The 11617-nt window shown below is 72.8% G+C and carries 9 protein-coding genes; 6 read left to right on the top strand and 3 right to left on the bottom strand.

What is annotated here, in order from left to right; all coding sequences use genetic code 11:
• The first annotated feature begins 94 nt into the window (after positions 1 to 94).
• Positions 95 to 922, top strand: a complete 828-nt coding sequence (locus tag ACIGJO_RS02595; protein ID WP_399950930.1) for an IclR family transcriptional regulator — start codon at positions 95 to 97, stop codon at positions 920 to 922.
• Positions 923 to 950: 28 nt separating this feature from the next.
• Entirely contained in the window at positions 951 to 1679 is a 729-nt protein-coding gene (gene pepE / locus ACIGJO_RS02590; RefSeq protein ID WP_399950927.1) for a dipeptidase PepE, read from the top strand.
• Here pepE and ACIGJO_RS02585 read toward each other — a convergent pair.
• Positions 1642 to 3471 (bottom strand): MFS transporter, encoded by a 1830-nt coding sequence (locus tag ACIGJO_RS02585; protein ID WP_399950924.1) that lies wholly within the window; start codon positions 3469 to 3471, stop codon positions 1642 to 1644. The two genes, pepE and ACIGJO_RS02585, sit on opposite strands and share 38 nt — an antisense overlap.
• A 204-nt stretch (positions 3472 to 3675) precedes the next feature.
• On the opposite strand from ACIGJO_RS02585, the gene ACIGJO_RS02580 reads away from it, so the two are divergent.
• The 3 genes from ACIGJO_RS02580 to ACIGJO_RS02570 are packed head-to-tail and all read left to right on the top strand — an operon-like array spanning position 3676 to position 8663.
• The gene (locus ACIGJO_RS02580) at positions 3676 to 5973 is read left to right on the top strand and encodes an acyl-CoA dehydrogenase (protein WP_399950921.1); all 2298 of its coding nucleotides are present in this window, start codon (positions 3676 to 3678) and stop codon (positions 5971 to 5973) included.
• 12 nt (positions 5974 to 5985) lie between these two features.
• Positions 5986 to 7182, top strand: a complete 1197-nt coding sequence (locus ACIGJO_RS02575) for a lipid-transfer protein (RefSeq protein ID WP_399951716.1) — start codon at positions 5986 to 5988, stop codon at positions 7180 to 7182.
• 35 nt (positions 7183 to 7217) lie between these two features.
• On the top strand, positions 7218 to 8663 hold the full coding sequence (locus tag ACIGJO_RS02570; RefSeq protein ID WP_399950918.1) for an MFS transporter: 1446 nt from the start codon (positions 7218 to 7220) through the stop codon (positions 8661 to 8663).
• A 28-nt stretch (positions 8664 to 8691) separates the two neighbouring features.
• Here ACIGJO_RS02570 and ACIGJO_RS02565 read toward each other — a convergent pair whose 3' ends face one another.
• Positions 8692 to 9414 (bottom strand): ABC transporter permease, encoded by a 723-nt coding sequence (locus tag ACIGJO_RS02565; protein WP_399950915.1) that lies wholly within the window; start codon positions 9412 to 9414, stop codon positions 8692 to 8694.
• On the bottom strand, positions 9414 to 10370 hold the full coding sequence (locus ACIGJO_RS02560) for an ABC transporter ATP-binding protein (RefSeq protein ID WP_399951713.1): 957 nt from the start codon (positions 10368 to 10370) through the stop codon (positions 9414 to 9416). Before ACIGJO_RS02560 ends, ACIGJO_RS02565 begins: the two co-directional genes overlap by 1 nt.
• A 380-nt stretch (positions 10371 to 10750) precedes the next feature.
• On the opposite strand from ACIGJO_RS02560, the gene ACIGJO_RS02555 reads away from it, so the two are divergent.
• Positions 10751 to 11605 carry a MaoC/PaaZ C-terminal domain-containing protein gene (locus ACIGJO_RS02555; protein WP_399950912.1) on the top strand — a complete coding sequence of 285 codons (855 nt, stop codon included), beginning with the start codon at positions 10751 to 10753 and terminating at the stop codon, positions 11603 to 11605.
• Positions 11606 to 11617: the final 12 nt, after the last annotated feature.

The raw sequence follows: 11617 nt of genomic DNA, 5'->3' as shown, positions 1-11617 counted from the left end.
GGGGCGGGGTGCTGAGGACACATTCGGGATCGGATAGCGTTGAACGCAACTGTTTCCCGTTATTTGCAATTCAGGTCTGAATGGTGAGATGACGATGGCCGACTTCGATCTGGACCGGCGCACCCCGGCCGGTGCCCTGCAAACCGTCGACCGGGCGCTCCTGGTGCTGCTCGCCTTCGAGCGCACCAGGCCCGACTGGGGGGTCACCGAGGTCGCCGAGGAGTTCGGGTGGGACACCTCGGTCGCCCAACGGCTGCTCGCCACCCTCGCGGGCCGCGGCTTCCTGGTCTCCGACCCGGCCACCCGCCGCTACCGCATCGGCCCCGCCGTGCTGCGGCTCGGCCGGCTCTGGGAGCGCTCCGGCTCGCTGGAGCTGCTGGCCGGACCGGTACTGGAGGAACTGCGCCGGACCACCGGCGACACGGTCCTGTTCTGTCTCCCGGACAGCTTCCACATGCGCTGCGTGGCCGCCGAGGAGGGCGACACCGGACCGCTGCGCTACTACCCGCTGGTCGGCGAGCTGTACCCGGCGCACGCCGGAGCGACCAGCAAGTCGTACTACGCCTGTCTGCCCGACGAGCAGCGCCACCGGCTCTTCCGGGGCCGTCCCATGGCCCGCTTCACGGACCGGACCGTCACCGATCCCGACCTGCTGGAGCAGGAGTTCATGAAGATCCGGGCCCAGGGTTACGCCTGGACGGTCGGCGAGTACGACACCGGGATCGCCACCGTCGCCGTACCGGTGTTCCTGGGCCGCGAGCCGTACGGCAGTCTCAGCCTCGGTGGCGGCGAGGACCGGTTCCGGGGGGCGCCCGAGGACCGGCTCGACGCCCTGCGGCACGCGGCCCAGCTGCTGGAGCAGCGGCTCACCCACCCGCCGCAGCGGCCCAAGTCCCGCGCCCGGCGCCCCCGCACCACCTGACCCCACCGACGTATCCGAGGAACCCCCCGTGAATCTGCTTCTGCTCTCCAACTCCACCCAGTACGGCCGCGGTTACCTGGAACACGCGCTGGACACCGTCACCGCGTTCCTCCCCCGTGACGCGCGCCTGGCCTTCGTCCCCTACGCGCTCGCCGACCACACCGCGTACACCACCCGGGTCCGCGAGGCCCTGGAGCCCTCCGGCATCACCGTGCGCGGCGTCCACGAGAACGCCGACCCGGTCGCCGAACTCGCCGCCGCCGACGCCGTGTTCATCGGCGGCGGCAACTCCTTCCGGCTGCTGAGCGCCCTCTGCCGCACCGGTCTGCGCGAGGCCGTGCGGGACGCGGTGCGGGGCGGGCTGCCGTACATGGGGGCCAGCGCGGGCACCAACATGGCCGCCCCGACGCTGCGCACGTCCAACGACATGCCCATCGTGCAGCCGCCGTCCTTCGAGACGCTGGGCCTGGTCCCGTTCCAGATCAACCCGCACTACCTGGACCCGGACCCGGCCAGCACCCACAAGGGGGAGACCCGCGAGGAGCGCCTGACCGAGTTCCTGGAGGAGAACGACGTCCCCGTGCTCGGGCTGCGCGAGGGCTCCTGGCTCCGCGTCGAGGGGAGCCGGGCCCATGTCCGGGGCGCCCGCCCCGCCCGGCTGTTCACCCGAGGGGCCGAGCCTCAGGAGCTTCCGGCGGGGTCGGACGTCTCCCGGCTGCTCACGACAGTGCCGCGGTTCGACGCTCCGGTGCGCTGAGCGCCGTCAGGACGAGATCGGTCTCCGTGGGACGGCCGGTCGCCGGGGACGCCGCCGGGCAGGCGCGCGGCGCGTACCCGGCGGCCGTGGCCGCCAGCACATAGCGCCCGCCGGGCACGGCGGTCAGCGCGTACCGGCCCGCCTCGTCCGCGACGGTGAGCCCCGCCTGCCGGCCCAGGGTGTCGATCAGCGTCACATTGGCGCGCGCCACCGGCGCCCCGTCCGGGTCCAGCACCCGGCCGTGGAAGCCGCCCGAACCGGCGACGGGCACCGACGCCGGAGCCGGGGCGTGGTCCGGGCCGGAGTCCGCGGCCGGTGCGGCCTGAGCGTCGCCCGCACTGCTCGCCAGCAGCACCGGACGCGTCGCCGCCCGCCGTGAGGGCAGGAACGCGGCCAGCGCCAGTCCGATCAGTACCGCCCCCGTGGCGATCAGGAACGAGATCCGGAAGCCCTCCAGCGACGGCACCTCCGACGACCCCATCCGTACCGAGGTGTTCGCCAGCACCATCCCGATCACCGCACTCGACACCGAGGTGCCGATCGACCGCATCAGGGTGTTCAGTCCGTTGGCCGCGCCCGTCTCGGAGGGGTCGACGGCCCCGATGATCAGGGCGGGCAGCGAGGAGTACGCGAGTCCGATCCCGGCTCCGATCACCACCGAGATCACCACGGTCTGCCAGGTGGCGCTCATCAGGCCGAGCCCGGCGCCGTAGCCGATCGCGATGACCAGCAGCCCGAGCATCAGGGACACCTTGGGGCCGCGCTGGGCGGACAGCCGGGCGTACAGCGGGGCGACGAACATCATCGTCAGGCCCAGCGGCGCCACGCACAGCCCGGCGACGACCATCGACTGTCCCAGCCCGTAGCCGGTCGAGGCGGGCAGCTGGAGCAGCTGGGGCAGGACGAGCGAGATCGCGTAGAAGGCGACGCCGACCATGACGGAGGCGAGGTTGGTGAGCAGCACCTCGCGCCGCGCGGAGGTGCGCAGATCGACCAGCGGTGCGGAGCTCCGCAGTTCGAACAGACCCCACAGCACCAGGATCACCAGGGACGCGGCGATCAGACCGAGCGTGGTGCCCGAAGTCCAGCCCCAGTCACTGCCCTTGGTGACGGGCAGCAGCAGACAGACGAGTCCGAGCGAGAGCCCGAGCGCGCCGATGTGGTCGAAGCGTCCGGGCGCGCGCAGCGGCGGCTCGGGAACGAAACGCACGGTGAGGACCATGGCCAGCACCCCGAGCCCGGCCGCACCGAGGAACAGGGCGTGCCAGTCGGCGTGCTGGGCGACGAGCGCGGAGCCGGGCAGAGCGAGTCCGCCGCCCACTCCGACCGAGGAGCTCATCAGCGCCATCGCGGAACCGAGCCGCTCGCGCGGCAGTTCGTCGCGCATGATGCCGATGCCGAGCGGGATGGCGCCCATCGCGAAGCCCTGGAGGGCGCGGCCGACGATCATCACGACGAGCTCGTCGGTGGAGGCGCAGACGAGCGAGCCGATGACCATGACGGCGAGGCTGGCCAGCAGCATGCGGCGCTTGCCGTAGAGGTCGCCCAGCCGGCCCATGATCGGGGTGGACACGGCTCCCGCGAGGAGCGTCGAGGTCATCACCCAGGTGGCGTCGGACGGATCGGTGTCCAGCAGGACGGGCAGGTCCTTGATGACGGGGACGAGCAGGGTCTGCATCACCGCGACGGTGATACCCGCGAAGGCGAGTACGGGGACGATGCCGCCCGTACCGCGGTCCTTGCCCGGATCGGGGAGTTCCCCGGCGTGCTGTTCCTTCGTCGTCCGTTGCATATGTGCGGCCTCCGGGCAGCGTCGATCACCGGGGCTCCCCCCAGGGTGCGTGCATCCTGAACGCTTCCGTATCCGCACGATATTCCGATGAATGGGGTGCGAACGGGACAAGGCTCGAACCGGCCGGTGTTCTGACCTTCCGTCATATTGGAACGTGTTCTACTCTTGCGCCGTTCCAGTGGCTGCGACCGGCGAGGATCCGCAATGGGCATCGGAATCACCGAAGAACACCGCGATGTGGCGCAGGCCGTACGAGGATGCCTGGCCCGTGCCGTGCCACCTGAGGAGATCCGTAAGATCCTCGACGCGCAGGCCCCGCCCATCCCCGGCGCACGCCCCGCGCACTGGGAACGGCTGGTCGAACAGGGCCTGCCCGGCATCCATCTGCCCGAGGAGTACGGGGGCGGGGGCGGCGGGCTCCTGGACCTCGCCGTGGTCCTCGAAGAGGCCGCCCACGCCTCGCTTCCTGGGCCATATCTGGCCAGTGCGCTGACCGCCGCGGTGCTGGCCGGGGCGGGCGCGGCGGCCGGGACGGCGGCGCCCGGCGCGGAGCGGGGTGAACTCGTGCGCGCCCTTGCCACCGGCGCCCGCATCGGCGCCCTCGCCCTGGCCCCCGGCACCCTCACCGCGGTCGCGGACGGGGAGGGCCACCTCCTCGACGGCACGGCCCCGCCCGTACTCTCCGGAGCCGAGGCCGATCTGCTGCTGCTCCCCGCCGCCACCGCGGACGGGCTGCGCTGGTTCGCCGTCGACGCCGCCGCGGACGGACTGACCGTGCGCCCGCACCGCGGTGTCGACCCGACCCGGACCACCGCCGAGGTACGGGCCGACGGCGTCCGCGTCCCCGCGCACCGCGCCGTGCCGGCCGACTCCGCGCTCGTCCGCGACCTCGCCGCCACCCTGTTCGCCGCCGACGCCTGCGGGAGCGCCGCGCGGTCCCTGGCGACGGCCGCCGAACACGCCAAGGTCCGCGAACAGTTCGGCCGCCCCATCGGACAGTTCCAGGGGATCAAGCACCTCTGCGCCGACATGCTCGTCCGCGTCGAACAGGCCCGCGCCCTGACCTGGGACGCCGCCCGCACCGCGGACGAGAACCGCGTCGGCGCGGGTTCGGCCGGGGAGGACGCGGCCGGGGAGAGCGCGGCCGGGGAGAGCGCGGACGGCGCGGGGACGTCCGGCAGCGGCGCCGGGGCGCGGGGGCTGACCGCCGCCCTCGCCGCGGCCACCGCGCTCGACGCCGCGTACAGCTGCGCCAAGGACTGCATCCAGATCCTCGGCGGCATCGGCTTCACCTGGGAGCACGACGCCCACCTCCAGCTGCGCCGCGCCGTCGCCGCACGCCAGCTGCTCGGCGCGGGGGACGCCCACCGGCTGCGGGCCGCCCGGCTCGCCGAAGGCGGCGCCCGCCGCGAACTCACCCTGGAACTCCCCGCCGAGGCCGCCCGTCACCGCGCCGAGGCACGCTCACACCTCGCGGCCGCCCGGGGCCTGGGCCCCCGGGAAGCCCGGCGCGCCCTCGCCCCCACGGGCTACGCGGCCCCGCATCTGCCCGCCCCGTACGGTCTGGACGCCGGACCCGTACAACAGCTCGCGGTACAGCGGGAGCTGAAGGACCAGGGCATCAGGATCAGCGACCTCGGCATCGCCACCTGGGTGGTGCCCTCGCTGATCGCGTACGGGACGAAGGAGCAGCAGGACCGCTACCTTCCGGCCACCCTGCGCGGCGAACTCCTGTGGTGCCAGCTGTTCTCCGAGCCGGACGCCGGATCCGACCTCGCCTCGCTGCGCACCAGGGCGGTACGGACCGGCGAGGGCTGGCGCGTCACCGGACAGAAGGTCTGGACGAGCGCCGCGCAGTCGGCCGACCACGGCATCCTGCTGGCCCGGACCGACCCGGACGCCCCCAAGCACCGGGGCCTCACCTACTTCCTGGTGGACATGAGGAACACCCGGGGCATCGACATCCGCCCGCTGAAGGAGATCACCGGGGACGCCCTCTTCAACGAGGTGTACTTGGACGATGTCCTGCTGCCGGCCGACGCCGTCGTCGGCGGGGTCGACGACGGCTGGCGCGTCGCCCGCAACACCCTGGGCAACGAACGTGTCCACATGGCCGACCAGATGACCTTCGACACCGGGCTCGAAGCACTGATCGCCCGCTCGGCCGAGCTCGACGGGGCGGGCCGGGCGCGCGTCGGCGCGCTCGCCGCCGAGGCCCACGCACTGGCCTGCATCGGCCTGCGCACCACGCTCCAGCAGGTCGCCGGACGGGAGCCCGGCGCCGGAGCCTCCGTCCGCAAGCTCATCCAGACCACCCACCAGCAGAAGGTCGCCGAACTCACCCTGGAACTGCTCGGCCCGGCGGGCGCCACCGCCGAGGACGGCACCGAACGGGCCGTGCACGGCTTCCTCATGTCGCGCTGCCTGACCATCGCGGGCGGCACCACACAGGTCCAGCTCAATGTCGTCGCCGAGCGCATCCTCGGCCTCCCCAAGGACTGAAGGGCACACATGATGAAGGCGTACATCGTCGGCGTCGGGATGACGAAGTTCGAGAAGCCCGAGACCCGCGACTGGCAGTACTGGGACATGGCGAAGGAAGCGGGCGGCAAGGCCCTCGACGACGCCGGAATCCGGTACGACCAGGTCGAGCAGGTGCCCGTGGGCTACTGCTTCCAGCCCTCGACGGCCGGGCAGCGGGCCGTCTACGAACTCGGCCTGACCGGCGTCCCCGTCTACAACGTCAACAACAACTGCGCCACCGGCTCGACCGCGCTCATGATGGCCCGGCAGTTCGTCGCGGGCGGGATCAGCGACTGCGTGCTCGCCCTCGGCTTCGAGAAGATGGCGCGCGGCTCGCTCGGCGGCGGTGGCGCGGACGGCGGCGCGGCCGACTTCAAGACCTCGCCCGTCGCCCGGCACTACGGGATCATGGCCGCCGCGCACGGCTTCGAGATGTCCCCGCCCACCGCCCAGATCTTCGGCAACGCGGCCCGCGAACACATGGAGCGCTACGGGACGACGGCGGCACAGCTCGCGGCCGTCGGCGCCAAGAACCACCGGCACTCGGTGAACAACCCGTACGCCCAGTTCCAGGACCCGTACACGGTCGAGGAGATCCTCGCCGCCCGGACCGTCCACCGGCCGCTGACCAAGCTCCAGTGCTCACCCACCTCCGACGGCTCGGCCGCCGCCGTCGTCGTCTCGGAACTCTTCGTCGAACAGCACGGGCTCGGGGAGCGGGCCGTGGAGATCGCCGCCCAGGCCATGGCGACCGACACCGAGGAGTCCTTCGCCTCCGGCACCTGCGTCGACGCCGTCGGGGCGACGGTGTCACGGGCCGCCGCGCAGCAGGTGTACGAGGCCTCCGGCCTCAGCGCCGAGGACCTCGACGTGATCGAGCTGCACGACTGCTTCTCCATCAACGAACTCCTCACCTACGAGGCCCTCGGCCTGTGCGGCGAGGGCGAGTCCGGAAAGCTCGTGGAGTCCGGGGCGACCACCTACGGCGGCCGGTGGGTCGTCAATCCGTCCGGCGGACTGATCTCCAAGGGCCACCCGCTGGGCGCCACCGGGCTCGCCCAGGCCGCCGAGCTGACCTGGCAGCTGCGGGGCGAGGCGGGGGCCCGGCAGGTCCCGGGCGCACGCACCGGGCTCGCGCACAACATCGGGCTCGGCGGGGCTGCGGTGGTGACCCTGCTGCGCCGCTGACACACCCGTGTACGGAGCACCGGGCGCCTGCGAGCATGACCTCCATGCCTGACGTCTCCACACCCGTACCCGCCCGCACCCCCACCCGGACAAGAACCCGCACCTGGGCCGTCGTGCTCGCGGCCTGCACCGGTCAGTTCCTCGTCGTCCTCGACGTGGCCGTCGTCAATGTGGCCCTGCCGTCGATGCGGACCGACCTGGGGCTGAGCGCCGCGGCACTCCAGTGGGTCGTCAACGCCTACTCGATCGCGTTCGCCGGATTCATGCTGCTCGGCGGCCGGGCGGCGGACATATACGGCCGCAAGAGGATGTTCCTGATAGGGCTCGGTGTGTTCACCGCGGCCTCCCTCGCGGGCGGACTGGCCCAGGAGGGCTGGCAACTCCTGGCCGCCCGCGCCGCCCAGGGGCTCGGTGCGGCCGTCCTCGCGCCCGCCACCCTCACCATCCTCACCGCCGCCGTTCCCGAGGGCCCCGCCCGTACCAAGGCGATCGGGACCTGGATGGCGGTCGGCGCGGGCGGCGGCGCGGCCGGGGGACTGATCGGCGGGGTGCTCACCGACGCCTTCTCCTGGCGCTGGGTCCTGCTGGTCAATGTGCCCATCGGCGCCGTCGTGCTGGCCGGCGCGGCGCTCTGGCTGGCCGAGGGCCGGGCGGGCGACCGGCGCCGCGTCGACCTGCCGGGCGCCGTCCTCGTCACGGCGGGACTCGCCTGCGTCGCGTACGGGATCGTGCAGACCGAGGCCGAGGGATGGGCCGCCGCGGCCACCCTCGTCCCCCTGCTCGGCGGGCTGCTGCTGCTCGCCGCCTTCGTCCTGGTGGAGGTCCTGACGGCTGCCCCGCTGGTTCCGCTGCGGGTCCTCGGCGTCCGGGCGGTGTCCTCGGCGAACGTGGCGATGTTCCTGATCGGGTCCGCCACCTTCTCCATGTGGTACTTCATGACGGTGTACGCGCAGAACGTGCTGGGCTACACGCCCTGGCTGGCCGGGGTCGCGCTGCTGCCGACCTCGGTCGCCGTCGTCATCGGCTCGAAGGCCGCTCCGCGTCTGATGGCGAGCATCGGGGCGAAGGGGCTGGCGGTGACCGGTGTCCTGGTCACCGCGGCGGGCTTCGGCTGGCAGTCGGCCATGACCGCCGACAGCCCCTACGTCACCGGGATCCTTCTCCCCGGCATCCTGATGATGGGGGGTTCGGGACTCGCCTCCACGCCGCTGGCGGCCCTCGCCACCTCGGGCGCGGCGTCCGGCGACGCGGGCCTGGTCTCCGGGCTCGTCAACACCTCCCGCACCATGGGCGGCGCGCTCGGCCTCGCCGTGCTCTCCACGGTCGCCGCCGCCCGCACCGAAGGCTCCACGGCCGCGGCCGAGGTCACCGCCGGGTACGCGACGGCCTTCCGCACGGCGGCCGCGGTGCTGCTGGCCGGGGTGGTGCTGATGCTGCTGTGGCTGCCGGGGCGGCGGGCCCGGTCCACGACGAGGCCCTGACGGGGCGCGCCGGCCGGTGCGGGGCCCGTCACACCGTTCTCGCGGACCGGCGGTACGAGACCACCGCGTATCCGCCGAAGAGCAGCAGCCATCCGGCGAGCACGGCGACGGACCCGGCGCCCGGCGCGTGTCCCGCGATGGCCGACCAGCCGAGGTCGGCGAAGCCGTGGGCGGGGGTGTACTCGCCGACGGAACGCAGCCACGCGGGGAACGCCCCGAGCGGGAACCACAGCCCGCCGATGACCGCGAAACCCATCAGGCACGCCACATTGACCACTCCGGTGCCCTGCGGAGTGAGCCGGTAGCCGTTGCCGATGCCGAGCAGGGTGAACGGCAGTGCGCCGATCCACAGCAGCAGCACCAGCGCGATCCACTGCCAGGCCGCCAGCCGCACCCCGTTGACCAGGGCGCCGGCCAGCAGGACCGCCACGATGGTCGGCAGTACGGTCACCGAACCGCTGACCGCCCGGCCCACGACGGCCCGGGTCGGGTCGAGCGGGGTGATCCGCAACTGCTGGAGCCAGCCGAGGGACTTGTCGGAGGCGATCCCGGTACCGATGGCCATGGCGGAGCCGAGTGCTCCGTACGCCGCCATGCCGACCATCGACGCGGCCTTCCAGTCGGCGTAGTCCCCGCCGTCGCCCAGGTTGGTGAAGAGCAGGTACATCATCACGGGCATTCCCGTTCCGAAGATCAGGAAGACGCTGTCGCGCAGGGTCCGGCGGATTTCGAGCACGATGTAGGGCAGCATCACACGGTCTCCTCGGAGGCGTCGGCGGGGCGGGAAGTGCCGGGAAGACGGGATCCGGCGGGCGAGGTCAGGGCCAGGAAGGCGTCCTCCAGCGTGGCCCGGGACACGCTCAGGCCGCGGACGGCACCGATCCTGGCGAGCTCCACGACGGTCGCGTCGGAGTCGTCCGTCCGCAGCAGCGCCCGCCCGCCGCGGACCTCGGCACCCACGACACCGGGCAGCAGCCCGAGGCCGTCCGCCGGGTCTCCGGCCAGGCCGAACGGGGTTCCCGCCAGGTCGAAGGAGACGAGGTTCCCGCCCGCCGAGCGGCGGATCCGGTCACCGCTGCCGTCCGCGACGATCCGGCCCCGGTCGATGACGACGATCCGGTCGGCGTTCTCGTCGGCCTCCTCCAGATAGTGCGTGGAGAACAGGACGGTGTTGCCGCGTCCGGCGAAGGACCGCATCGACTGCCAGAACGCGCGCCGCGCCTCCACGTCCAGGGCGGCGGTCGGCTCGTCCAGCACGACGAGTTCCGGATTGCCGGCCAGCGCGACGGCGAAGCGGACCCGCTGGATCTGGCCGCCGGAGAGCTTGTCGACGCGCCGGTCCGCGTACGACGTGACGCCCGCGAGAGCGAGCGCTTCCTCGGCCGGCATCGGGCGGGGGTAGGTGGAGGCGACGAAGCGGACCAGTTCGCGGACCGTCACCCGGGGGATGGGCCGCCCGTCCTGGAGCATCGCGCCCACCAGACCGGCGCGCACCGCCTCGTCGGGGGAGCGGCCCAGGAGCCGTACGGTGCCGGAGTCCGGGTCGTTCAGACCGAGCAACAGGCTGATCGTGGTCGACTTGCCCGCCCCGTTGCGGCCGAGCAGGGCCACCGTCTCACCGCGCCCGATCTCCAGGTCGATGCCGTCGACGGCCCGTACCGCCCGGTCCGCCCTGCCGAACGTCTTGACCGTCCCGGTGAAGACCACCGCGGGCCCCGTCGCCGCTGTTCCTGCCGACGGCCCCGGTGCTGTTCCCGGTGCCGTCCCTGCCGCCGTTCCGGCCGCTGTCCCCGTTGTCTTCCTCATGGCCATGACGCTACGCAGCGCACGGATTCCGCGGCAGAGCCGCGTGTACGGGCTCCGGGATGACAAATGTCATGGCCGGAAGGTGCGTCCGGGCCTGCGACGCAACTCATCTGACATGTCGTCAGCAGTCTTCACAACTCCCGGGGGCTGCGTTATACATGGGCCATCGGCTAGAACGCGTTCTAGAACGGGCGTGCCGGCCGGTCCCGCACGACCTCGGTGCGGCCGACGGTGCGGACGGTCGTGCCGAGGTCTTCCCACCATCAAGGAGCGGCTTCTCCATGCCCATTGACGCCGTAGCGGCGGTCGCCGCCGAACCCCGCCGAGCCGAGATCGGCTGGGACCACAAGGACATCCAGCTCTACCATCTGGGCCTCGGCGCGGGCAGCCCCGCCACCGACCCCGACGAGCTGCGCTACACCCTGGAGTCCCGGCTCCAGGTGCTGCCGAGCTTCGCCACCGTCGCGGGAGCGGGCACCGGCACGGCGGGCGGCCTTTCCTCGCCCGGTGTCGAGGTGGACCTGGCCGCGGTCCTGCACGGCGGCCAGACCGTACGGGTGCACCGGCCCATCCCGGTACGCGGCCGCGCCGTGCAGACGTCGAGGGTCGCCGCGGTCTACGACAAGGGCAAGGCGGCCGTCCTCGTCCTGCGCACCGAAGCGTCCGACGACGACGGTCCGCTGTGGACCAACGACTCCCAGATCTTCGTCCGCGGCGAGGGCGGCTTCGGCGGCGAACGCGGCCCCTCCGCCCGTCCCGTCCCGCCGGACCGGGCCCCGGACCACACGGTCGAGCGGGCGATCCGGGAGGACCAGGCGCTGCTCTACCGGCTCTCCGGCGACTGGAACCCGCTGCACGCCGACCCGGAGTTCGCCAAGCTGGCCGGGTTCGACCGGCCGATCCTGCACGGGCTGTGCACCTACGGCATGACTCTGAAGGCCGTCACCGACACGCTGCTCGACGGCGACCCCACCCGCGTCACCGCCTACAGCACCCGCTTCGCCGGAGTGGTCTTCCCCGGCGAGACCCTCCGGATCCGGATGTGGTCCGGGGACGGCCGTATCCAGGTCGCGGTGGGCGCCGTCGAGCGCGACGACGCGCCGGTACTGGTGGACACGCTCGTCGAACACTCCTGAAAGAGCCGATCC

It is taken from the genome of Streptomyces sp. NPDC079020 (genome assembly GCF_044542225.1).
In the GTDB taxonomy this organism is placed as follows: Bacteria; Actinomycetota; Actinomycetes; order Streptomycetales; family Streptomycetaceae; genus Streptomyces.
This window is presented reverse-complemented; position numbering and strand designations above follow the sequence as displayed.

What these genes read in the sequence shown, in the direction of transcription:
- ACIGJO_RS02595 (WP_399950930.1), top strand. Translation starts at nt 95, where the DNA reads ATGGCCGACTTCGATCTGGACCGGCGCACCCCGGCCGGTGCCCTGCAA.
- ACIGJO_RS02585 (WP_399950924.1), bottom strand. Translation starts at nt 3,471, where the DNA reads ATGCAACGGACGACGAAGGAACAGCACGCCGGGGAACTCCCCGATCCG.
- ACIGJO_RS02580 (WP_399950921.1), top strand. Translation starts at nt 3,676, where the DNA reads ATGGGCATCGGAATCACCGAAGAACACCGCGATGTGGCGCAGGCCGTA.
- ACIGJO_RS02575 (WP_399951716.1), top strand. Translation starts at nt 5,986, where the DNA reads ATGAAGGCGTACATCGTCGGCGTCGGGATGACGAAGTTCGAGAAGCCC.
- ACIGJO_RS02570 (WP_399950918.1), top strand. Translation starts at nt 7,218, where the DNA reads ATGACCTCCATGCCTGACGTCTCCACACCCGTACCCGCCCGCACCCCC.
- ACIGJO_RS02565 (WP_399950915.1), bottom strand. Translation starts at nt 9,414, where the DNA reads ATGCTGCCCTACATCGTGCTCGAAATCCGCCGGACCCTGCGCGACAGC.
- ACIGJO_RS02555 (WP_399950912.1), top strand. Translation starts at nt 10,751, where the DNA reads ATGCCCATTGACGCCGTAGCGGCGGTCGCCGCCGAACCCCGCCGAGCC.